Here is a 23068-nt window from a genome sequence, read left to right on the forward strand (position 1 = left end):
CCCGCGAGAACCGCGGGGGCGGGCCGTGTTTTCAGGACCTTCAGGACGCGGTCAGGGACGGCTCGCAGGACGTGTTCGCGGGCACCAGCCCGTAGCGGCCGGCGACGGCCTGGATCTCCGCCCTGAGGGCGGCGGGCGGGCGGTCGCCGAAACGTTCCAGATAGGCCGCGACCTGCGCGGGGTCGTCGCGCAGGAACGGGAAGTCGGTGGCGACCATGTGCCGGATCGCCAGCAGCGGCACCGGGCTGCCCAGCGGGAGGAAGGCGGGGTTCCACAGTCCCGCCTTGGGCGGCGGGCCGGGGTAGAACTCCCCGATCATCAACCCCTCCGAGACGTAGCGCGACTTGAGCGCCGCCTGGGCGTGGTCGATCACCGCCGCCGCCTCGGCCTCGGGCAGGTCGGGGAAGAGCACCAGGATCGTGCGGTACTGCGCGGACACCCCCGGCGTGGCGGGCAGCCTCGGGAACCAGTCGCGGTAGCCCGCGAGGGTCTCGGCCGCCTCGGGTCCCCCGGGCCGCCCGGGGCGGACCGCCAGATAGAAGGTGCCCCGGTCCAGCGCGGTCTGGGCGTACGGGCAGACGGGCCCCTTCCTGCCCAGTTCCTCGTGGGGGCGGCAGAGATACTCCCGCGCCCAGGTGACGATCTCCCTGAGCGGGGTGCGGTAGCGCAGGACCAGATCGTGGTCACCGTCCAGATCGGCGGTCTCCAGGAGGACGCGAGAGGGGTCCGCGGGATCGGTCAGCATGGTGGTTCGCCCTTCCGGGTGTTTCGCTGTGCGAGGCGTGCGCGACGTGCGAAGCGCGTGAGGCGTACGAGAGGCGCGAAGACGGCGCGGCGTGCGGCGTCGCCCGCGCGTACGACAGGTGCGGAGCCGGGGCCGCGCACGGGAGACGCGGCGGGTGTGAGGCCGGCACCGGTCGAGGAGCCGGGACCGCGTACGAGGCGGCGGACGGCCGGGGTCGCGGCGAGCAGCCCGGCGACGGCCACCGCAGCCCCGGCCCGGCGCAGGAGCGCGTCCTGCCGCCGGGCGCGGGCGAGCGCGTCCGCGTACGGGACGGTGGTGTGGGAGATCATCGTGTAGAGCGGGACCCACCGGCCGGGGAGTGTCCGGGCCAGCAGCAGGTCCGCCTTCTTGCGCAGCAGGTGCAGCGGGGAGCGGAGCCGGTCGCGCAGCTCCACGAAGTTCTGCTTGGACAGCTCGTCGAGCACGTCGGTGTGCGGTTTGCGCAGCCGCTGGTACTCGGCGAAGGCGGCCCCGAGGTCCCCGGGGTGCTCGCCCACGCAGCGGTCGAGGACCGTGCAGTCCTCCAGGGCGGAGTTCATGCCCTGGCCGTAGAAGGGGTAGACGGCGTGGCAGGCGTCGCCGATGAGCGCCACCCGGTCCCGGTGGTGCCAGGGCGAGGTGCGGATCGACACCAGGTGCCCCACCGGGTGCTCGGCGTACTCCTTGGCCAGGTGGGGCATGAGGCCGAGCGTGTCCGGGAAGCGTTCCCCGAGGAACTCCTCGGGGTCGGTGATCTCCCCGAACCGCTCGACGGGCAGGAAGAGCGTGCCGGTGAGCGAGTTGTCGCGGTTGGGGTGGGCGACGATGAGGGCGTCCTCGCCGGGCCAGACGTGCAGGGCCTCCAGCCTGGTCCTGGCCGACCCGTCGTCGGCGGCGGGGATGGTGAGCTCCTTGTAGCCCCACTCCAGGATCTCCTGGTGATACTCGGCCCGCAGCCCGTGGTGCATGTGCGCCCTCACCCGCGAGAACGCGCCGTCCGCGCCGATCACCGCGTCGCCCTGGACGGTGCTCGCGACCCCGGTCTCCTCGTGGACGAGGCGCGCGGTGGCCGTCTCGCGGTCCAGGCCGACCAGCCGGTGCCGGAAGTGGAAGCTCACCCCCGGCTGGGCCTCGGCGTGGTCGACGAGCGTGGTGATCAGGTCGCGGCGCAGGACCGAGTGGAGGATCTCCCCCTCGTGCGCGCCGTAGGGCTGGAACGGCACCGAGCCGCCGGGCAGGTGGATGGCCCGGCCGCGCATCGGGACGGTGAGCGGCCACAGGGTGTCCATCAGGCCGATGTCGGTGAGCGCCGCGATGCCCCTGGCCGACAGGCCGAGGTTGATCGACCTGCTCTCGTCCTCGTCGAGCAGCCGGGGGTCGGCCCGCCGCTCGTAGACCTCCACCCGGAAGCCGCGCCCGGCCAGGTAGCAGGCGAGGAGGGTGCCCGCGGGACCCGCTCCGACAATGGTGATCCTCATGTGTTCTCCAGGCGGGCGACGAGCAGTTCGTTGGGGCCGTCGACGTGCCGCCGTTCGATCCGGCCGAACCCGGCGTCGGACAGCCAGGCGGCGACGTCGGCGAAGGAGTGGATCCCGCCGCCCTGGGTGGTGGCGAGGTTGAGGCCGAAGGCGCGGATGAACGCCTCGACGGTCGCGGGCGTGCCCTCGGGCAGGTCGGCGAAGGTCTCCAGCACGACCACCGCGCCGCCGGGACGCAACGCGCCCGCCACCCTCTTGAACAGCGCGCGGTTGCCCGCCTCGCCGAACCCGTGGCAGAGGTTGAACAGCAGCGCGGTGTCGTGTCCCGCCCCGAGATGGATGTCGGCCAGGTCGCCCGGGAGCAGGGTGACGCGGTCGCCCAGCCCGGCCGCCTCGATCCTGGCCCGGCCGCCCTCCAGGGCGTTGGGCAGGTCGGCGATCGTCGCGGTGAGCTCGGGGTACGCCTGGCAGAACGCGACGCTGTAGCGGGCGTGCCCGCCGCCGACGTCGAGCAGGCGCCTTCCGGGGTGGGGCACGCTCGCGGCGACCAGCGGGGCGAGCCCGGCGGCCATCCCGTCGAGCATGCTCTGGAACTCGGCCAGCGTCGTGGGCCGTTCCTCCAGCCAGGCGTAGAAGTCGACCTGGGGGGTGCCGGTGCGCACCGACTCCTCCAGGCCGTCCCACAGCTCGGCCAGCACATCCTGCCAGAAGGCCAGCGCGGGGGCGTAGCTCCACGGGCTCCGCCGGTCCAGGGTGGCCGCGACCGCCGGGCTGTTGCCGTACACCCGGCCCGGCGCCCGTTCGAGATAGCCGAGGGAGGCGAGCGCCTCCAGCAGCACGGCGAGCCCGGCCGGGTCGGTGCCCGTCCTGGCCGCCAGTTCCGTCACGGGCAGCGGGCCGGGCATGAGCGCCTCGAAGACCCCCAGCCGCTGGGCGGCCCCCGCCGCCCGGAACGCCATCGCGCCGATCAGGTCGAGGTGGGCGCCCGGCACCCCGCGAAGTTCCTCAGGGTCGAGATAGAGCGGCATCGCTGTCTCCTTGCGCTCCTTGCGGACCTGGTGCTCCTGGCGGACCTTGTGCTCCTTGCGGACCTGGTGCTTCCGGTGCTCCTGGCGGACCTTGTGTTCCTGGCGGTCCTGGCGGTCCTGGCGGTCCTGGCGGTCCTGGCGCGGCGCCGGTTCCCGGGCCGGCCTCGACACGTCCCGCGACGGGTTCCGGAGGGGCGTGCACGTCCTCGGCGTCGGGCAGCTCGGACTCCACCTTCCGCAGGCGCGGCTGGAGGTAGGCGAGCGGCGCGAGCAGCACCAGGCACAGGCCGGTGATCAGGAAGATCGCCGCGATGCCCCGCCCCTCGCCCGTGCCGATCACGGCGCCGAGCGTTCCGGAGAGCGCCCCGCCGGGGGCGAGCATCGGCTCGAAGACCCGGTCGGCCAGCGGCCCCGCGGCCAGGTAGGTGAGCACCGTGGCGGTCTGGGTGAGCGCGCGGACCGTGCTGAGCACCCGGCCCAGCGCCGCGGGGTCGGTCTTGATCTGCAGCACGGTCATCCCGGTGCCCTGCACGAACGGCAGCGTGAACAGGAAGGCGGGCGCCACCACCGCGATCAGCCAGGGCGAGGGCGCGAGGCTGTGCAGGGCGAGCAGCACCCCTCCCAGCGCGACGAACACCGCGACACCGCGCACCCGCCGCTTCGGCCCGCCCCACGCGCTCAGCACGAGCCCCCCGGCGAAGACCCCCGCGCCGCCCGCGAACATCAGCGCCCCGAGCACCGCGGCCGACCCGAACGACAGGATCAGCGGCTGGACCAGCACCCCCGACATCCCGAAGAACAGGTTGTACGCGGCCAGCACCATGACCAGCTGGAACAGCCCCCGCCTGGCCCGCAGGTGACGCCAGCCGAACAGCAGGTCCCCGCGCAGCGGCTCCGGCGCGGCCGAGGCCCCGGGACGGGTGACCTCGCGCGGCAGCCGTACGGCGAACATGACCACCCGGGTGACCAGGAAGGTGACCAGGTCGATCACGACCACGCCGGTGACGCCGACCGTGACCAGGAGCGTTCCCGCCAGCAGCGGAGCCGCGATCTTCACCGAGTCGGCGACCTGCATCAGGCCGTTGGCCCTGCCCAGGTGCCGCTGCGGCATGATCAGCGGCATCATCGCGTGGTACGCGGCCATGTGGAAGGTCCCGAAGACGGCCCCCGCCACCGTGATCACGTAGACGTGCCAGACCTGCAGCGAGCCGAGGGCGAGCAGCAGCGCGAGCGCGCCGGTGACCACGGCGGCCCCGGCGTCGGCGGCCATCAGCATCCGCCTGCGGTCCCACCGGTCGGCGAGCGACCCGGCGAGCGGGGAGAGCAGCACCTCGGGCAGCACCGCGCACAGCATGATCAGCACGAACTCGGTGGCCGAGCCGTTGCGCTGGTAGACCCAGACGCCCAGCACGAACCCCGTCAGGCTCGACCCGATGATCGACAGCAGCTGCGCCGCCCAGATGACGACGAACCGGCGTATCCCGTCATGCACGGCTGTCTCCCAGGAGGACTCCGGTGCCGATGTGGTCACCGAGATAGAGGTCGAGCAGCTTCCCGTCCGCCGGAGGGCAGACCAGCCCGGCGGCGGCGAGGAGGCTCTCGGTGGCCGAGCAGTCGAAGGACGGGCCGGGCAGCGCGCCGTACTCGGCGAAGAACGCCGGGTAGGGGGCGATCGGCAGGTCGTCGCCGAGCTCCAGCCGGTCGCGGACCAGCCGCCGCCACCGGTCCCCCGGCATGAGCCGTACCGGGAAGCCGTGCTCGCGCAGGCCCTCGGCCAGTTCCTCCGAGGTCAGCACGCGCGGGTTGTAGTAGTGGAAGTCGCCGACGGCCCGGCTCGCGGCCAGGTGCACGATCGCCGAGGCAACGTGGTCGACCGGGGCCATGTCGATCCGCTCCCCCTCGGGCACCGCGCCGAGGCGGGCGCAGGTGGCGAAGAGGCGGCCGAGGAAGTCACCGGGCACCGAACGGCCGGTGCGGCTGTCGGCGGAGACCCTGGCCGGGCGGTGGATCGCGATCGGCAGCCCGGTCTTCCTCGCGGCGCCCGCGAGCCGGTCGGCGACCCACTTGCTCCGGTCGTAGCCCAGGTGCAGCGGGCCGGGGTCGGGCAGCGGGTCGTCCTCCCTGACCGTGCGCTCCCCGGGGGTGAGGTGCACGCCGAGCGTCGAGACCAGGTGGACGGGGGTGGTGACGCGGCCGGACGCGGCCAGCCGCAGGACCTCCAGGACGGCGTCCACGTTCGCCCGGCGCAGCCGCTGATAGGGCAGCGCGAAGTTGACCAGGGCCCCGTTGTGCACGATGAGGTCGAGCGAGTCCGCCAGCTCCGCGAGCTCCCCGGCGGTCAGGCCGAGTCCCGGCAGGTCGAGGTCCCCGGCGTGCGGGACGACCCGGCCGTCGAAGCGCTCGTCCCACAGCCCGTACCCCTCCAGGTTCCCGCGCAGCCTCTCGGCGGGCCTGTCACCCCTGACCAGGCAGTGGACCTCGGCCCCGGTGGTGCGCAACAGCCCGGCGAGCAGGTACGCGCCGAGGAAGCCGGTGGCGCCGGTGAGCAGCACCCGGCGCGGCGGCCCGTCGGGGACCGGCGCCCCGGTGTACGCGAGGTCGCCGGGCAGCACCGCCTCCGCGTACAGGTCCACGGCGGGGGTCCAGCCACCCGCGCCCCCATCGGCCAGAGCGGCCCGAGCGGCCCCGGTATGGGACGCCCCCGGGTCCGGGAGGCCGATCCGCTCGTCCACGGCGGCGGCCAGCCCGGCCAGGTCGGTCGCGGCGAAGAGCGCGGTCATCGGGACCGTCACCCCCAGCTCCCCGGCGATCCTGGAGACGATCCGCGGGGCCAGCAGCGAGTGCCCGCCCAGGTCGAAGAAGTTGTCCCCGCGACCGGGCTCCACCTTGAGCGCGTCGGCCCAGATCGCGGCGATGACCCGCTCGGTCCCCTCCCTCGGCGGCTCGTACGGCACGGCCTCGCCGTCCGCGTCCGGATCGGGCAGCGCCCGCAGGTCGACCTTGCCGTGCGAGGTCAGCGGGAGCGCGGGCAGCGTGACGACCGCGCCGGGCAGCATGTAGCCGGGCAGCCGTCCGGACAGGAAGGCGCGCAGCTCGGCGACGGTGAGCCGATCCCCCACCAGGTAGGCGATCAGCCTCCGGGAGTCGGCGGTGACCACGGCCTCGCGGACGCCGGGATGGGCCAGGCAGGCCGCCTCGACCTCTCCCGGCTCGATCCGGTTGCCGTGCAGCTTCACCTGCCGGTCGGTGCGTCCCAGGAACTCCAGGTTCCCGTCGGGCCGGTACCTGCCCAGGTCGCCCGTGGCGTACATCCGCGCCCCCGGCCGGGCCGAGAACGGGTCGGGCAGGAAGCGCCCGGCGGTCTGCCCGGGTCGGCCCAGGTAGCCGCGCGCCAGGCACTCGCCGCCGATGTGGATCTCGCCGGGCACCCCGATCGGGGCCGGGTTGCCGTGGCGGTCGAGCACGTACACGCGGGTGTGCGGCAGCGCGGCGCCGATCGGCAGGTGCGTGGCCGCGCCCAGCTCGGCGCCGTCGACCGTACGGTACGAGGTGGCGCAGACGGTCGCCTCGGTCGGGCCGTAGTGGTTGTGGAACGCGACCCGGCCGCCGGTCAGCGCGGCCCAGGCACGCAGGCGTTCCACCGGCACGCCCTCGCCGCCGACCATCATCGTGGTGATCGGGGCGGTGACCCGTCCCGGCCGGCCCAGTTCCTCGACCCACTGCTGCCAGAGCGCCGAGGCGGTGTCGACCATGGTGACCGAGTGCTCCGCGCACAGGGCGTCGAGGGCGGGGCCGGTCAGCGAGGCGGGCGCGGGGTGCAGCACCAGCGCGGCGCCGCTGATCAGGGCCGGGAAGACGTCCCCCGCCGAGGCGTCGAAGCTGAGTGGCGGGACCACCAGCACCCGCTCCCCCGGCCCGAACCCGTGCAGGTCCCGGAACGACCCGGCCAGGTGGGAGAGCGTGCGGTGACCGACGACGACCCCCTTGGGCCGCCCGGTCGACCCGGACGTGTAGATCACATAAGCGGCCCGGTCGAGATGCCCCGCACCGGCTTTGTCACCGCCATACGGGCCCCCAAGCTCAGGACGCCCCGCACCGGCCTCTCGCACCGCCGCGCTGTCACCGCCACGCGGTCCCTCAAGCTCAGGACGCCCCGCATCGGCCTCTCGCACCACCGCCGTGCTGTCATCGCCCTGCGAGCCCTCAGGCTCAGGGTGCCCCACTCCGTACTCGCGCGCTCTCTCAAGATCCTCGCCCGTCCAGCGAGCGAGGTCGGCCCGGCTCACGACCGGCCCGGTGAACCCGGCGAGCTCCGCCCCGTCCGCGACCACCGCGCACGCGCCGGAGTCGGCCAGCAGGTACGCCAGCCGCTCGGCGGGCTGCGCCGGATCCAGCGGCAGGTAGGCGGCTCCCGCCTTGAGGATCCCCAGCAGCGCCACGATCGCCTCGGCTCCCGCGGGCAGCGCCAGCGCGACCAGCGCCTCGCCGCCCCCGGTGGACGACCGCTCCAGCAGCGGCCGGAGCCGTCCGGCCACGGCGTCCGAGGCCCGGTCGAGCTCCCCGTACGTGAGAACGGCGCCCCCCGTGCCCGGAACGGCGGGAGTGATCACGGCGGGGGCCCCGGGGGTCCGGGCGGCCTGCCGGGCGATCATCCGGTCGAGGAACTCCCCCTCCCCGCGAACCGGCCGCACCGGCGACCGCACCGGCCCGTCCGAGAGCACGTCCCCCGCACCCCACCCCACCTCGTCCGGGAGCACGTCCCCCGGATCCGGCACCCGGGCGTCCCCGAGCACGACCGCGCGTTCGGCGGCGGGCAGGATCTCCAGCCGCGACAGGCGGCGGCCCGGGTCGGAGACGACCGAGCGGAACAGCGTCTCCAGCTGGGCACCCATCCGCTCCACCGTGGACCGGTCGAACAGCCCCGTGTCGTAGGCGAACATCAGCTGCACGTGCGTGGGGTAGACGATCACGTCCAGGGAGAGGTCGAACTTGGCCACGGCCAGGCCCGACGCCACCGGCTCGGTGCGGATGCCGTCGAGGTCGAGCGACCCGGCGTCCGGGTTGCCCAGCATCAGCATCGTCTGGAACACCGGCGTCCTGGCCGGGTCGCGGTCGACGCGCAACTCGCTCACCACATGCTCGAACGGGACCGAGGCGTGCCCGTACATCGTGAAGGCCCGCCGCCGCACCCGCTTGAGCGTCTCGCGGAAGGTCGGGTCGCCCGCCAGGTCGGCGCGGAGGGCGAGGGTGTTGATGAAGACGCCGAAGACCCGCTCGAACTCCTCCTCGGAGCGCCCCGCGACGGGGGTGCCGACGCAGAAGTCGTCCTGGCCGGTGTAGCGGGAGAGCAGCACCTGGTAGGCGGCCAGCACCGCCATGAACGGCGTGCACCGCTCGGCCCGCGCCATCCCGGTGATCCCCCGCCACAGCTCCAGCGGGATCCTGCGGACCACCAGGCCGCCCTCGGTGGTCCGCACGGCCCGGCGCGGCCGGTCGGTGGGCAGTTCCAGCACCGGGACGCCGTCGAGCTCGCGCACCACGTCGGAGATGTCCACCGGCTGCCCGCGCTGCCCGCGCACGTAGTCGGCGTACTGCATCGCGGGCGGCGGGAGGGGGGACGGCAGCCCGAGGGTGAAGGCGGTGTACAGCGACGCCAGCTCCCCGAACATGACCTGCTCGATCGACCAGGCGTCCCCGGCGATGTGGTGCACGACGACCAGCAGGACGTGCTCGTCGAACCCGGTACGCACCAGGGACGCCCGCAGCAGCGGCCCGTTGACCAGGTCGAACGGCCGGTTGCTCCGCTCGGCGAGCAACCCCTCCAGCACCCGCTCCCGCGACCCCCCCGTGCCCCCACCCTGCGACCCGTCCGACGAACCACCCGACGAACCACGCGGCGCACCGACCGGCGACCCACCCGGCGAACCGTGCCGCGGCTCGCCGGTCAGGTCGATCCTCTCCATGACCAGCGGCCCGGGATCCAGGACAACCGCGGACGGGGAGCCCCCGACCTCGGGGAAGACGGTCCGCAGCGCCTCGTGCCTCGCCACCACCTCGCCCAGCGCCCGTTCCAGGGCGGCGGCGTCGAGCGACCCGATGAGCCGCTCGCAGACGACCATGTTGTACGTCCCGTCCCCGGGGGTGAGCCGGTCCAGGAACCACAGGCGCTCCTGGGCGTACGAGAGCGTGCTCACGCGACCTCGCCCCGCAGACGCGTGACCTCCTCGGCGACGCCGGCGATGGTGGGGTTGTCGAAGAAGACGTCCAGGGACACCTCCACGCCGAGCCTGCGGCGGGTCCTGGCGATGATCTGGGTGATGGTGAGCGAGTGCCCACCGAGGTCGTAGAGGTCCTCGTCCAGCCCGATGTCGTCGAGGCGGAGGATCTCCTGCCAGATCTCCCGTACCTGCGCGGTGACCGGATCCTCCCCGGCGGGGGGTCGCGTCACGTTGTCGGGGGCCGGGACGAACAGCTCGGTCACGGAAGGCTCCTCTTGGGGCGTGGGGTGGGGTGGCTCCGCCAGATCCGCGACCTTCGCGCGGGGGTCCGCGGAGATGGCGCGCAGCAGCGCGCGCAGGTGACCCGCGATCCCGGACACGTCGTCGTGGCCGATCGCGGCGGGGTTGAAACGGAGTCCGAGGGTGAGGCTCGGCCCGGCGTCCACGGCCTGGATGTGCAGGGCGCCGTGGGCGGCCCCGTTGAAGACCGTCCACTCCACGCCCGCCCCGACGCCGGGGAACTCCGGGACGGCGGCCCTCCTGCGGTAGCTGAGCAGGACCGGCGAGGAGGGCGGCTCCGGCGGCGCGTGCCGGAACCGGTACATGGCGTGCAGCTCGGCCCGGACCCTGCGCAGGTGGTCGGGGAACCCCTCGTCGGGGGAGGGGTGCGGGACGAACGGCACCCGCGCCACGAACGGCCCGATGCGATCGCGCGTCTCGCGGGTGCGGGTGCCGAGGTCGAGGGCGAGCGGCGACGCCGGGGTGCCGTACCCGCGCAGCAGCACGCCCACGGCCGCGAGCAGCAGCTCGAACCTGGTGGCGCCGAGCGCCGTGGCGGCCTCGCTGAGCGCCCCGGACTCCGCGCCGCCGAGCACCATCTCGACGATCTCCCCAGGACCGGTGCCGTGCGGCACGGCGCGCAGGCCGGGCAGGACGAGCCCTACGGGCACCCGCTCGCGCTCCCTCCAGAACTCCGCGGACGCGCGCTCGTGCTCCTTCCAGGACTCCGCGGACGCGTGCTCCCCGCGGAACTCCGCGGCGCCGTCGGGCGGTGCCGGAAGAGCCCCGCCGCCCGCACCGGAACCGTCACGCCGATCCGCCCGCGCGGACGGCGAGCCCTGCGAGAAACCATGCGGGGAACCACGCGGCGAGCCCTGCGGGGAGCCGTGCGGCCGCGGCGCCGGGGAGGACGGCGACGCCGTGCCCGGCAGGGTGGCCCGCGCGAAGTAGGCGTCGGCCAGCTCGCGGACCAGGATGTCCTTGGAGCCCGCGTCGAACACCCGCGCGTGCGCCGTGAAGAGCAGCCTGAAGCGCTCGGGCCCCACCGTGACCAGCGTGAACCGGGCGAGCGGGCCGCGTTCCAGGTCGAACGGGCGGGCCGCCTCGGCCGTGGCGACCCCGGGATAGCGCTCGGGGGCCGACTCCGTGCGGGTGACCCTGACGCGGCCGAGCACCGGGTGCCTTCCGGCCACGACGGAGCACGCGCCCAGCAGCGCCGGAACGTCGACGGGACCGTTCAGGTGAAGCGCCAGCGGGATTCCCCGCAGGTCGAAGGTGGCGTGCGACATCCTGTCCGTCTCCCTCGTGGGTGACTCGCTTCGGGCAGGCGCCGGGGGCTGCGTCGCCCCTGACATGCGGTCCTGACAAAGAATTATTAGGAAAGTTTCTTGTCTATTTACGCAACCCGAATGCTACACATGTGGTACGCCTGAGACAAGCGACTTGCCACGACCGACCTGGAGGCGTTGATGATCGTTCGCGGTGGCCGTACGAGCGGCCCGAACGGCGTGAGCCCCGAACTGGCCGGGCTTGCCGACGCCGTGTTACAGCCGGGGTTCGTGGGCGTGGAGGTGCCCGACTGGCTGCGGAGACGGCTCGCCGAAGGGCTCGGAGGAGTTGCGCTCTACTCCCGGAATCTTGTAGACAGCGAGCAGATCAGGGCCCTGACCGCCGCCCTGCGCGCGGAGAACCCGGACGTGGTGATCGCCACCGACGAGGAGGCGGGCGACGTCACCCGGCTGGAGGCGCTCACCGGCAGCTCGCGTCCCGGCAACCTCGCGCTCGGCGCGGTGGACGACCCCGGGCTGACCGGGCGGGTCGCCCGCGAGGTCGGGCTGGACCTGGCCGCGGCGGGCATCACCCTCAACTACGCCCCCGTGGTCGACGTCAACTCCGACCTGGACAACCCCGTCGTCGGCACCCGCGCGTTCGGCGCCGACCCCCTGCTCGTCGCCCGGCACGCCCGCGCCTGGGTCACCGGCCTGCAGTCGGCGGGGGTGGCCGCCTGCGCCAAGCACTTCCCCGGCCACGGCGCCACCGCCGTCGACTCGCACGACGACCTGCCGACCGTCGCCTATTCGGCCGAGGAGCTCGCCGCCACCACCCTCCCGCCCTACCGCGCCGCCATCGAGGCCGGGGTGCGCGCCGTGATGACCGGCCACCTGCTCGTCCCCGCCTACGACCCCGACCACCCCGCCACCATGAGCGGCCGCATCCTGACCGGGCTGCTCAGGCGGGAGCTGGGCTTCGACGGGCTGATCGTGACCGACGGCGTGGAGATGCCCTCGGTGGCAGAGCGGTACGGCGTGACCGGGGCGGCGGTCCGCGCCCTCGCCGCCGGGGCCGACGCGATCTGCGTGGGTGGCGAGCGCAAGGGCCCCGGGGTGGTCGGGTTCATGCGCAACGCCATCATGAACGCGGTGGCCGACGGCACCCTCCCCGAGGAACGCCTGGCCGAGGCCGCCTCCCGGGTCCGCAGCCTGGCCGCCTGGTCGGCGGAGCGGCGGGCGGACGGCGGGACGGGCCCGGCCGGTGAGCCCGCGGGGCTCGACGCGGCCCGGCGGGCGCTGCGGGTGCGCGGCGACGGGCTCCCGCTGCCCGCCGCGCCCCAGGTGATCGAGTTCGTCTCCGAGACGAACATCGCCGTCGACCGCGCCACCCCGTGGGGCGTCGCCGCGCCGCTGGCCGCGCTGCTGCCGGGCACGACGGCCGTGCGGCTCGGCTCCGGCGACCCCGTCCCGCCGCCCCCCGACGGGCGCCCGCTGGTGATCGTGGTGCGCGACGCCCACCGGCACGCCTGGGTCTCCGACCGCCTGGACGCCCTGCTGTCACGGCGCCCCGACGCGGTCGTGGTCGAGATGGGCCTGCCCGGCCCGGCCACCCCGGGCGCCGTCCACGTCACCACCCACGGCGCGACCACCGCCTCGGGCCGGGCCGCCGCCGAACTCCTCTCGGGCCACCGCCCGCTCCCCGCCCCCGGCCACTGACCCCCGCCGAACCCCGCCCCCGGCCGCCACCCTCACGCCGTGACCGCGCCGCGCGCCGTGACGTACGGCGGCTCCCCGGGCGGGGTTCGCGGGGGTCAGCCGTCGAGGACCCACACCAGCTCGTGCTGGAGGGGACCGGGCATCGCGAGGAACTCCCCGTGGTCGCAGGCGAGCGGCGCGATCTGCGAGGCGTACGCCAGGGCCGCGCGCCACTTGAGCGCCCACGCCTCCCCCTCCAGGCGCGGGCTCGTCCTCGCCCCGAGGCGGTACCGCTCGGCGAGCGCGCGGGCCGCCGGCCCGGCCTCCAGCGCCCGCCCGGCCGCCGGACTCCCCCACTCGCGTACGGCGGCGGCGTAGGGCAGGTCGGCGTAGGCCCAGCGCTCCAGGCTCCCGACCTTCTCCAGCACGTCGAGCGCCCGGTCCCGTACGGCCTCGTGGTCGGCGTTGCCGATACCCATCGGGACCAGCACGCGCGTGCTCGGGGTGACGTACTCGGTGAGGAACGCCTCCAGGTCGTCCATCGGGAGCCGAGCCGCCGGGACGTCCGGATTGTCCAGCACCACCTGGTCGACCCCGAGGATCTCGCACGCCCGCGCGTCCTCGGCCCGCCGCTCCCGCGACGCCTCCTCCGCCGAGGCGAACCCGCACAGCCGGTCCCAGGCCGAGGGCGCCTCACCGGGCGCGCCGCCCAGCACCGTGACGATCACCGCACTCCCCTCGCGGCGGGCGAGCAGCCCGGCCGCCGACAGCACCGCGTCGTCGAAGTGCGGCGAGACCACGACCGTCCCCCAGCTCATCGCCGCCACCCAGCCCTGGCCAGGACGAGACCCCGGCTGCCCCGCTTGCGCAGGTAGGCGAGGCCGTCGCAGACGGACTCCAGGGTCGGCGGGGCGAGCTCGACGCGCTCGGCGACCCGCCAGGTGGACTGCTCGCGCAGCCAAGGCCAGACCCGCTCGTTGAGCTGGCCGGTCTCCAGCGCGACGAGGACCAGGTCGGTCGGCAACCGGTCCAGGAGCGTCAGATCCTGGTCGTAGTAGAGCATCTCGACGAGCAGGTACGCCGCCGCCTGGCGCTCCCCGTCGCCGGCGAGGTCCTCCAGGCTGTCCGGGAGCACCTCCACCCCCGGCTCCGCCCGCTCGGCCAGCCGGGCGCGGAACCCCGCGTTGGGCTCGGTCGCCTGGACCCGGTAGCCCTTCCCCGCCAGCCGCCGGGTGAGCTCGCCCTGGCACGCCCCGACCTCCACGATCGGCCCGTCCTGCGGGGAGCACCAGCGGGTGGTCCACGCGGCGGTCGCGTCCAGCCTGGCGGCCTCGTAGGCCGAGCGCCCGAACTCCCACGGGTCGTCGGCGACCGCGGCGTCGTCCCCGAGGCTGGAGATCAGCGCGTACAGGCGGTTGGCCTGCGCGGCGCTCGCGGTGAAGAACCTCTCGACGGCCGGGACCCGGTCGGTGGTGACGAGCCGGTCGGCCACCCGGCTGCGCAGCAGCTCACCGGCACGCCGGTTGATGAAATCGATCTTCGCCTCGGCCTCGGCCCCGGTGATCGCGGTCGCCGTGGCGGGGATCGTCTGCAGGAACGGATTGTCGCCGACCGAGCAGGTCACGGCGGGCAGGGACAGCGAGGACGACGAGGACGGGAAGGGTGACACGGCGCGGGAGACGATCCAGCCGAACCGGGCCCGGCGGATGCGGTGGTCGGCGGGCGAGTGGGTCCAGATCTCGCCGGGCGCCGGAGCCTCCCCGATCAGGGCGGCCACCTCGGCGGGAACGGGGAGCTCCGCGGTGTTGCCCCCGGGCTCCACCAGGGGCCCGAGCAGCTCCAGGCGCTCCCGCAGGGAGAGCCCCGCCGGAAGGGTCACACCCGTCCTCGCCTGCCCGACGACCACCAGGACGTCCTGGTCGGCGTGGTCGCGCAGGACGGAGACGAACTCCAGGGCGACGTCCTCGGCATGCAGCACAGCGATGACAGCCGTCATTTGTCCCCATCCCCGATCACGGAAAGGTGTCTTTCTCATGACATTTCCGCGCCAGCATAGGGGATCTTGCCCACCGCGCAACGGCCGTTCGCCGAGAAGAATCACCTGTCCGGCCGAACAACGGGAATCCCGGGGCTCCGCACCCCGAAGATTCCGAACCGGAACGTCGAAACCCGGCCCCCGGGCCCCACCCGGACCGAAGCCCTCGGACATCTTTCCGGTGGAGGTGTCACGGCGCGGACTCCCTGAGCCCCACCCGGACCGAAGACCCCGGACATCCTTCCAGTGGAGGTGTCACGGCGCGGACCCCATGAGCCCCACCCGGACCGAAGACCCCTGACCTCCCGGGCTCAGGACGCGAAGATCTCCTCCCTGGCCTGGTCCAGGGCGGCGATCACGGCCCCGCGCAGCACCGGGTTGCCGCCCACCTCGCTGGCCACCACCTGCGGCCGGACCGGGCAGCTCCTGGCCACCGCCTCCTCGATCCTGGTGGTGAGCTCGTCGCCCCCGGCCCTGCTGACCTCCCCCGCGAGCACCACGAGCCCCGGGTCGAGCACGACGCACACCGACGCCACCCCCAGCGCCAGCCTCCCCGCGATGTCGTCGATCAGGGGCTCGCCCCGCTCGCCCGCCGCGACCGCCGCCGCGACGCACTCGGCGGCACTCTCCCCCTCGAAGCCGTACGTCGCGGCGAGCTCGGCGACCGCCTCGGCGCTGACCAGGGACTGCAGGCCCCCGGCGAGCGACGGCAGCCTGCCCGGCACGGCCCGTACGTCCTCGGCCAGCGGCACCCCCGGCACCGGCAGGTAGCCGATCTCGCCCGCGCTGCCGGAGCGTCCCCGGTGCAGCCGCCCGCCGAGCACGACGCCGAGGCCGATGCCGCGCCCCACCCACAGCAGCACGAAGTCGTCGACCTCGCGGGCGGCGCCGAGGGTGCGCTCGGCGATGGCGACGAGGTTCACGTCGTTCTCTATCCGGACGTCGCGCCGCAGGTCACGGGCGAGGGCCTCGTGGATGCCCTCGTGCCAGCCGGGCAGGTCGAAGGAGAACCGCACGTCGCCGGTGCGGGGGTCGACCACGCCCGGGGTGCCGATGACGACCGAGCGCAGCTTGGAGAGCGCGACCTTGGCCGACCGGCACGCCTTGACCACCGCGTTGTGCACGAGGGCCACCGGATCGTCGTGCCCGCTCGGCGCCACCCGTACCTCGGCCACGATCTCCCCGTGGATATCGGCGATGGCGGTCGTGACGAATTCGGGACCGACGTCCAGACCCGCCACATAGGCAGAAGAGGAAATAATCCCATAAAGCGCGGCATTGGGCCCGCGGCCCCCCGCCTGCTCCCCCGCGACCTCCACCAGCCCGCGCCCCTCCAGGCGGGCGAGCGTCTGCGACGCCGTCACCTTGGACAGGCCGGTGAGCTCACCGATCTGCCCCCGCGTCAGCGGTCCGGAAGCGAGCAGCAGCTCCAGGGCGGCCCTGTCGTTGATCTCCCGCAATAGCCTGGGCACGCCAGGACGTCGCTCCATACGCATGCTCTCTTGTTCGCCGTTTCCCCGTCGCGATACTTTCATCAAGAATAACGGTTCTATTCTTAATAAGGCTTCCTGATAGTTTAGCCCCGCCCGGGTGCCGGGCAGGGCTGCCGGGGGTGTCCCCTGCCGTGTCGCGCCCCTGCTCATCGCCGTTTCGCCGCCGCCGCTCCCCCGCCGATCATCGCGACGCCCGGAAATCAAGGGCTTGCGACGTCGGCCCGGCGCGTGGAACACTCCCGAAAACGGTAAAGGTTCTTTTCAGTAAGACCCTTGCCGTCGGGTGGCGAGGCAGGTTTCGACATGGACACCGTCATCACGATCGCAGCCGAATACACCGGTTCGCGGACCCGGCAGGGGCCCATGACCATGGGCCAGGCCAACATGGCGCGTTGCGTGCTCCGCGACCCGCCGCTCCACATGAACTTCCGCGTCACCAAGCGCCTCTCCGAGGGGACACCCCTGAGCGCCGTCACCGAGGCGGTCGGGCGCCTGCTCTCCCGGCACGAGGGCCTGCGCGCCACCATCCACTCCGACGTCCAGGTCGTGAGCGGATCCGGCTCCCTGCCCGTCGAGCTGCACGACGCGGGGGCCGGCGCGGGGACGGGTCTCCTCGACGAGGTCGCCGAGGAGGTGGGCCTGCGGATGCAGGGCACCCGGTTCGACCTGCGGGCCGAGCTCCCGATCAGGGTCGCCGTGATCACCGAGGACGGGACGCCCCGCCTGGTGGTCTTCGTCCTGCCGCACACCTCGGTCGACGCCATCGGGCTGGCCACCGTCATGAGGGAGTGGGAGCGCCTGATCCGGGGGGTCGCCGTCCCGTCGCCGTGCCCGACGCAGCCGCTGGACCTCGCGACCGCCGAGGGCACCCCGGCCGCCCTGCGCCGGACCGAGGCGGCCCTGCGGCACTGGGAGAGCGGGCTCAGGCGGGCACCGCAGTCGATGTTCGCGGTCGACGAGGCGGCCAGGGCCGACACCGACGCGATCCGGCCCCGGCTGCGGGTCCGCTCGGCGGTGGCGGCCAGGGCGCTGGAAGCCGTCGCGAGCCGTACGGGCGCCAGCCGCTCGGCGATCACGCTCGCCGCCCTGGGGGTACTCGTCGGCCTGCGCAACACCCAGCGGTCCTGCGTGATCGCGTCGCTGGCCAGCAACCGGGTACGACCCGAGCTGCGCGACTACGTCGGCCCGCTCGCCCAGGACGCGCTGATGGTCGCGGATCTCGACGCCTCCACCTTCGACGAGGCGGTCCGCCGCTTCCGCGCCGCGTCCCTGTCCGGATACCAGCACAGCCGTTTCGACTCCGTCGCGCTGTGGGAGGTGATCGGGGCCGTCAACGCCGAGCGGGGCGTGGACTTCGCCCGCGACTGCGTCTTCAACGACATGAGCGGCGTCACCGTCCCCGGGCCCGAGCCCGAGCCGTCCGCCGAGATCGAGTGCGACTGGCTCCCGGCCGCCTCGCTCCCCGCCCACCTCGCACTCTGGGCCAACCGGCTGGAGGACGTGGTGGACCTGACACTCTGGATCGATCCACGGGTGATGAGCCGGGCCGAGGCGGAGGGCTTCGGGACCGGGATCGTCCGGCTGCTGGTCGCGGCCGGGAACGGAGACATCCAAATTTCCGACATTTCTGAAATATCAGGAATTTCACCTATCGAGCGCGGCCCGGAGTGGATCTACACCGACTCCTGCTGGGTGGACCTCCGCGCGGTGGAACGGCTCGTCGGTGAAGCGGTTCAGGGGCGTCCCCACCGGGTGACGTACGACCCGGAAGGGCGTCTGACCTGCCACGTCACCTCCGGAACCCCTGGGGAGATCCACGCCGCCTGCCTCGCCCTGCTGCCGGGCCGCACCTCCGCGATGGCACCTCACCACTACGTCGTGCACGCGGCGGGACCCACCGGCGCGTCGCTCCACGGCCCCGTCGTCACCGAGGGCGACGGACGCCACTCCATCTCCCCCGGCCCCGCGCGCATAAGGAACCAATAGCAGGCGGGATAATCGGTTACATGCGCCTATCCGCTCGTGTCGACTATGCCCTCCGTGCCGCCGCCGAACTCGCCGCTGCCGGTGACGGCCCTACCACGGTGGGTGAGCTGGCCAAGGAGCAGGACATGCCTCCCAAGTATCTTGAGAACATCCTGCTCCAGATGCGCCGCGCCGGACTGGTGCGCGGCCAGCGCGGCCCCGAGGGAGGCTACGTCCTCGCCCGCCCGCCCGCGGAGATCAGTCTCGCCGACGTGATCCGCGCCGTCGACGGCCCGCTCGCCAACGTCAGGGGGGAACGGCCCGAGCATGTCGGCTACCGGGGCCCCGCCGAGTCGCTGCAGCAGGTCTGGATCGCGCTGCGCGCCAGCGAACGGGCGATCCTGGAGGAGGTCACGCTGGAGAACGTGGCCACCGGCGCCCTCCCCGAGCGGGTCCGCAGCCTGTCGGCCGACCCCGCGGCCTGGGACTGACCGTGCCGGCCCGGCCGCTCGCAGGGGCCCGGCCCGCACGAGCCCGGCCCACCCCCCGCCACCGGCCCATGCCCGAAAACCGGACCGCCGCCCGGGATCGACCCGCGTCCCGTCGTCGGCCCGCCGTCCGGAGCCGGTCCGCGTCCCAAAGCCGGCTCACCGCACCGGACCGGCCCTTCCCCCGGCACCGGCCCGCCTCCCGGGACGGCCGCCGTGCCCGAGGGTGACGTCATCCGTCTCTCCGCCCTGCGGCTCGGCCGGGCGCTCGACGGGCGAGTGCTGATCCGCTCGGACTTCCGCGTACCGCGCCACTCCACGGCCGACCTGACCGGCAGGACGGTGCTGGAGACCGTCTCGCGCGGCAAGCACCTGCTCACCAGGGTCGAGGGGGGACTCACCGTCCACACCCACCTGCGGATGGACGGGACGTGGCACATCTCACCGACGGGGCGAGGGCTGCCCGGGGGCGACGTCGTCCGCCTGGTGCTCGCCAACGAGAGATGGCAGGCGGCGGGGGTGCGGCTGGGCATGGTCGACCTGGTCGCCACCGAGGAGGAGGAACGGCTCGTCGGACATCTCGGACCCGATCTGCTCGGGGAGGACTGGGACGAGGCGGAGGCCGTACGGCGGCTGGCACGACAGCCTGAAACAAGCATCGGGGTCGCGCTGCTCGATCAGCGCAACCTGGCGGGAATCGGCACCATCTATCGCGCCGAGACGCTTTTCCTCGCCGGAGTGTCGCCGTGGCGACCGGTGGGAGCGGTTGAGGACCTGGGCGCGATCGTGTCGATCGCGTGGCGGCTGATGGACGCCAACAAGGAACGCCCGAGCAGGACGACGACAGGCGACCTCCGTCCGGGACGGAGCACCTGGGTCTACGGCAGGGCCGGGCGGCCTTGCCTACGCTGCGGGCGTCGGATCAGTCGTGGGGAGATGGGCGCACAGCCGCAGGAACGGCTGATCGTCTGGTGCCGTCACTGCCAGCCGGAAGGACCGACCGGCTAGGCAGCGACCATGTCGTTGACCTCGGGAAACACGGAATCGGGCACGGTTTCGGGGATCGGCAGACGCTCCCGTTCCGGGACATCGCCCGCCAGCACCGGAGCATGCTGCAGCTCGGCCAGGGCGAATTGATCGGAAACCTCGCGGAGAACCTGTGAAAGCGGCACGCCCAAGGCACCGCAGATCGACGCGAGCAGCTCTGAAGAGGCCTCCTTCTGACCACGCTCCACCTCGGACAGATATCCAAGAGAAACCCGAGCCAGTGTGGACACCTCACGCAGGGTGCGACTCTGCCGCACCCTCAGCCGCCGCAGCACGTCACCGAGCAGCTGACGCAGCAGGACCATCTGTCGCTCCCTCCCCGGCGCGGATGTCTTCACGACACTCCGCGCTATCGGTTCGTGCCGCCCGTTCTTCGAACGCGACCCTTGGTACATACTCCTCGCCGTCATCATCGCTTGACCTTTACCTCACTCACCGTTCCACCGTACCTGTATGGACCGACAACGCGGCAGACCATGTGGAGCATGTTCGCTGGGGACGTAACGCGGTAATCATCCTGAATGTTCCCTCACGTTAGTCTCCAGCACACCTCGGAGGAGGTCTACGGCCTCATTCACTGTCGACTCCCGGATCTGGTCGCGCGTCCCGGCGAGTCGCGGATCCCGGTGCCATACCCGCCCGTCCGGTCCGCTAACGGCGAGATGCACGGTGCCCACCGGCTTGCCGTCCTGCGGATCCGGCCCGGCCACCCCGGTGACCGCGAGCCCGTACGTGGAACCGGTCAGGCGGCGCACCCCGTCGGCCATGGCGGCGGCGACCTCCGGGTGGACCGCCCCCTCGCGGGCGAGCAGGTCGGCGGGGACGTTCAGCAGCCGGTGCTTGAGCTCGGTGGCGTAGGAGACGACCCCGCCCAGGAAGGCCGCGGAGGCCCCGGGAGGGCCGGTGAGGGACGCGCAGATCAGCCCGGCGGTCAGCGACTCGGCCACCGCCACCGTCTCGCCCCTGCGGACGAGGAGGGAGAGGACCTCGGTGGCCGCGAGCAGGCCCCGGCTCATCCGGCCCACCCCACAGGATCGGCCCATCCCACACGGTCGGCCCGCCTCGCACCGCATACCGCCCGCCCCACACGACCGGTCAGCCCCACAAGGCCGGTCCGCCCCGTACGGCCGGCCCGCCTCGAACCGCGCGTGGCCCGTCTCATATGGCCCGCGCCCGTTTCGCGACCTGCCGCAGTTTGATCGCCCGGATCACGTAGTCGAGACCGGTGGCGACGGTGACCAGGACCGCCGCGCCCATGGCGAACCAGCGGACCGGATCGGGCACGCCCGGCCAGATGTAGGAGACGATCGCGGCGATCTGCAGGACGGTCTTCACCTTCCCGCCGTAGCTGGCCGGGATGACGCCGTGCCGGATGACCGCGAACCTCAGCGCGGTGACGCCCAGCTCCCTGCCCAGGATCACGACGGTGACCCACCAGGGCAGCTCCCCCAGCACCGAGAGGCTGATCAGGGCGGCACCGATGAGGGCCTTGTCGGCGATCGGATCGGCGATCTTCCCGAAGTCGGTGATCAGGCCGTAGCGGCGGGCCAGTTCGCCGTCGAGCAGGTCGGTGAGCGAGGCCACCAGGAAGACCACCAGCGCCGCGGCCCGCCAGCCGGATCCCGGCAGGAAGAGGCAGGCCGCGAAGAACGGAACCATCGCCAGCCGTATCACCGTCACGACGTTGGCGATGTTCCAGGCGCTCACCTTGGGGCGCGCGGATGCCGAGGTCGAGTCGGTGCCGGTCTCTGGCGTGTTGGTCATACGCTCTCCCGGCCCGGCGGCGCGTTCATGGAGCCGCCTTGATGCGGGCGATCAGGTCGACGCCCTCGGAGTCGACCACGACGGCCCGGACGATCTGGCCGGGGACCAGCCCGATGCCCTGGACCGTTACAGAACCGTCGACCTCGGGCCCCTGGTGGGCGGCGCGGCCCTCGTAGCCGCCGTCGCCCAGGTCCTCCTCGATCAGGACGTCGACCTCGGTGCCGATCCGCTCCTCGGCGCGCTGGGCCATGAGCTCCTCGGCCAGCTCGGTGAGCGCGGACACCCGGGCGTCGACGACCTCCTGGTCGAGCTTGCCGGGCAGCGAGGCCGCCTCGGTGCCGTCCTCGTCGGAGTAGCCGAACACGCCGATCACGTCGAGCCTGGCCTCCTCCAGGAAGCCCACCAGCTCGCCGAACTCCTCCTCGGTCTCGCCGGGGAAGCCCACGATGAAGTTGGAGCGCACGCCCGCCTCGGGGGCGTGGGCGCGGATCGACTCCAGGAGGTCCAGGAAACGCCGGGGGTCGCCGAAGCGCCGCATCCGGCGCAGCACCGGGCCGCTGGCGTGCTGGAAGGACAGGTCGAAGTAGGGGGCCACGCCCTCGGTCGAGGCGATGATCTCCAGCAGCCCCGGACGGAGCTCGGCGGGCTGCAGGTAGCTGACGCGCACCCGCTCGACGCCCTCGGTCGCGGCCAGGGACGGCAGCAGCTTCTCCAGCGCCCTCAGGTCGCCCAGGTCCTTGCCGTAGGAGGTGGAGTTCTCGCTGACCAGCACCAGCTCCTTGACGCCCTGCTCGGCCAGCCAGGCGGCCTCGCCGAGGAGCTCCTCGGCGCCGCGCGAGACGTACGCCCCGCGGAAGGCCGGGATGGCGCAGAACGTGCAGCGCCGGTCGCAGCCGGAGGCGAGCTTCAGCGAGGCCACCGGGCCGTCGCCCAGGCGTTTGCGGAGCGGCCGGGGGCCGCTGGCGGGGGCCAGGCCCTCGGGCAGCTCGCCGTGGCCGGGGATGGCCGTCTTGGGAGCGGCGGCGCGTTCCACCGGCGAGATCGGCAGCAGGGTCCTGCGGTCGCGGGGACTGTGCGGGACGAGCGACTTGCCCGCCAGCACGTCGTCGAGGCGCGTGCCGATGTCGGTGTAGTCGTCGAAGGAGATGACCGCGGCGGCCTCGGGCAGCGCGTCGGCGAGCTGGTCGCCGTACCGTTCCGCCATGCAGCCCGCGGCGACCACCTTGGCCCCGGAGTCGGCCGCGGCGAGCAGCGTGTCGATGGAGTCCTTTTTCGCCGAGTCGATGAAGCCGCACGTGTTGACGACGACGACGTCGGGATCGTCGTCGCCCAGCTGCCAACCGGCAGCCTCAAGACGAGCGGCGAGTTCCTCGGAGTCGACCTCGTTGCGTGCGCAACCAAGCGTGATCAGCGATGCGGTTCGGCGGGATGACATGGTGAACACTACGGTATCGGGAGTTGGCCACCACCCGATGCACCTCCCCCCATTCAGGGGTCCCCGCACCCCCCGCCCCGCCCCGGAGGACACCCCCGCCGGGACACCC

Annotated in this window: 17 protein-coding genes; 4 read left to right on the forward strand and 13 right to left on the reverse strand. The window is 73.3% G+C overall.

The genetic code is table 11. The features are described 5' to 3' along the window. Window positions 1–40: 40 nt before the first annotated feature. The 6 genes from ACFYWM_RS11470 to ACFYWM_RS11495 are packed head-to-tail and all read right to left on the reverse strand — an operon-like array spanning window position 41 to window position 11055. On the reverse strand, window positions 41–745 hold the full coding sequence (locus ACFYWM_RS11470; RefSeq protein ID WP_389912307.1) for a DUF6875 domain-containing protein: 705 nt from the start codon (window positions 743–745) through the stop codon (window positions 41–43). Further along, window positions 739–2241, reverse strand: coding sequence for an FAD-dependent oxidoreductase (locus tag ACFYWM_RS11475; protein WP_389912310.1), 1503 nt, complete (start codon window positions 2239–2241; stop codon window positions 739–741). The genes ACFYWM_RS11470 and ACFYWM_RS11475 overlap by 7 nt, the downstream gene beginning before the upstream one ends. Then, complete coding sequence (locus tag ACFYWM_RS11480) at window positions 2238–3269, reverse strand: methyltransferase (protein ID WP_389912313.1); 1032 nt, start codon at window positions 3267–3269, stop codon at window positions 2238–2240. Before ACFYWM_RS11480 ends, ACFYWM_RS11475 begins: the two co-directional genes overlap by 4 nt. Continuing rightward, window positions 3247–4761, reverse strand: a complete 1515-nt coding sequence (locus tag ACFYWM_RS11485; RefSeq protein WP_389912316.1) for an MFS transporter — start codon at window positions 4759–4761, stop codon at window positions 3247–3249. The genes ACFYWM_RS11480 and ACFYWM_RS11485 overlap by 23 nt, the downstream gene beginning before the upstream one ends. Continuing rightward, entirely contained in the window at window positions 4754–9463 is a 4710-nt protein-coding gene (locus ACFYWM_RS11490; protein WP_389912319.1) for an amino acid adenylation domain-containing protein, read from the reverse strand. The genes ACFYWM_RS11485 and ACFYWM_RS11490 overlap by 8 nt, the downstream gene beginning before the upstream one ends. Continuing rightward, window positions 9460–11055, reverse strand: a complete 1596-nt coding sequence (locus ACFYWM_RS11495) for a condensation domain-containing protein (RefSeq protein WP_389912321.1) — start codon at window positions 11053–11055, stop codon at window positions 9460–9462. The genes ACFYWM_RS11490 and ACFYWM_RS11495 overlap by 4 nt, the downstream gene beginning before the upstream one ends. A gap of 180 nt (window positions 11056–11235) precedes the next feature. Between ACFYWM_RS11495 and ACFYWM_RS11500 the strand changes: the two genes are divergently transcribed. Then, window positions 11236–12753 (forward strand): glycoside hydrolase family 3 protein, encoded by a 1518-nt coding sequence (locus tag ACFYWM_RS11500; protein WP_389912324.1) that lies wholly within the window; start codon window positions 11236–11238, stop codon window positions 12751–12753. A gap of 95 nt (window positions 12754–12848) precedes the next feature. Here ACFYWM_RS11500 and ACFYWM_RS11505 read toward each other — a convergent pair whose 3' ends face one another. The 3 genes from ACFYWM_RS11505 to ACFYWM_RS11515 form a co-directional block, all read right to left on the reverse strand. Beyond that, window positions 12849–13550 carry a PIG-L deacetylase family protein gene (locus tag ACFYWM_RS11505; protein WP_389912327.1) on the reverse strand — a complete coding sequence of 234 codons (702 nt, stop codon included), beginning with the start codon at window positions 13548–13550 and terminating at the stop codon, window positions 12849–12851. After that, window positions 13547–14728: a hypothetical protein gene (locus tag ACFYWM_RS11510; protein ID WP_389912330.1), complete on the reverse strand. Its 1182-nt coding sequence runs from the start codon at window positions 14726–14728 to the stop codon at window positions 13547–13549. The genes ACFYWM_RS11505 and ACFYWM_RS11510 overlap by 4 nt, the downstream gene beginning before the upstream one ends. Window positions 14729–15078: 350 nt before the next feature. Beyond that, window positions 15079–16257 (reverse strand): ROK family protein, encoded by a 1179-nt coding sequence (locus ACFYWM_RS11515; protein WP_389912333.1) that lies wholly within the window; start codon window positions 16255–16257, stop codon window positions 15079–15081. 306 nt (window positions 16258–16563) lie between these two features. Here ACFYWM_RS11515 and ACFYWM_RS11520 point away from each other — a divergent pair, with 306 nt between their 5' ends. The 3 genes from ACFYWM_RS11520 to ACFYWM_RS11530 all read left to right on the forward strand — a co-directional run bounded on the left by ACFYWM_RS11520 (window position 16564) and on the right by ACFYWM_RS11530 (window position 19721). Then, complete coding sequence (locus ACFYWM_RS11520; RefSeq protein ID WP_389912336.1) at window positions 16564–18246, forward strand: condensation domain-containing protein; 1683 nt, start codon at window positions 16564–16566, stop codon at window positions 18244–18246. Between the two features lie 20 nt (window positions 18247–18266). Then, window positions 18267–18716 carry an Rrf2 family transcriptional regulator gene (locus ACFYWM_RS11525; RefSeq protein WP_326637143.1) on the forward strand — a complete coding sequence of 150 codons (450 nt, stop codon included), beginning with the start codon at window positions 18267–18269 and terminating at the stop codon, window positions 18714–18716. Between the two features lie 213 nt (window positions 18717–18929). Then, complete coding sequence (locus ACFYWM_RS11530; RefSeq protein WP_389912339.1) at window positions 18930–19721, forward strand: DNA-formamidopyrimidine glycosylase family protein; 792 nt, start codon at window positions 18930–18932, stop codon at window positions 19719–19721. Here ACFYWM_RS11530 and ACFYWM_RS11535 read toward each other — a convergent pair. The 4 genes from ACFYWM_RS11535 to rimO all read right to left on the reverse strand — a co-directional run bounded on the left by ACFYWM_RS11535 (window position 19718) and on the right by rimO (window position 22959). Further along, complete coding sequence (locus tag ACFYWM_RS11535; protein ID WP_030904158.1) at window positions 19718–20065, reverse strand: helix-turn-helix domain-containing protein; 348 nt, start codon at window positions 20063–20065, stop codon at window positions 19718–19720. The two genes, ACFYWM_RS11530 and ACFYWM_RS11535, sit on opposite strands and share 4 nt — an antisense overlap. 207 nt (window positions 20066–20272) lie before the next feature. After that, on the reverse strand, window positions 20273–20776 hold the full coding sequence (locus ACFYWM_RS11540) for a CinA family protein (protein WP_389912342.1): 504 nt from the start codon (window positions 20774–20776) through the stop codon (window positions 20273–20275). Window positions 20777–20918: 142 nt separating this feature from the next. After that, window positions 20919–21524: a CDP-diacylglycerol--glycerol-3-phosphate 3-phosphatidyltransferase gene (pgsA, locus tag ACFYWM_RS11545; protein ID WP_389912345.1), complete on the reverse strand. Its 606-nt coding sequence runs from the start codon at window positions 21522–21524 to the stop codon at window positions 20919–20921. A gap of 25 nt (window positions 21525–21549) precedes the next feature. Then, window positions 21550–22959, reverse strand: a complete 1410-nt coding sequence (gene rimO / locus ACFYWM_RS11550; RefSeq protein ID WP_389912347.1) for a 30S ribosomal protein S12 methylthiotransferase RimO — start codon at window positions 22957–22959, stop codon at window positions 21550–21552. Between the last annotated feature and the right edge of the window lie 109 nt (window positions 22960–23068).

The organism is Streptosporangium sp. NPDC002721, assembly GCF_042888905.1.
In the GTDB taxonomy this organism is placed as follows: domain Bacteria; phylum Actinomycetota; class Actinomycetes; order Streptosporangiales; family Streptosporangiaceae; genus Streptosporangium.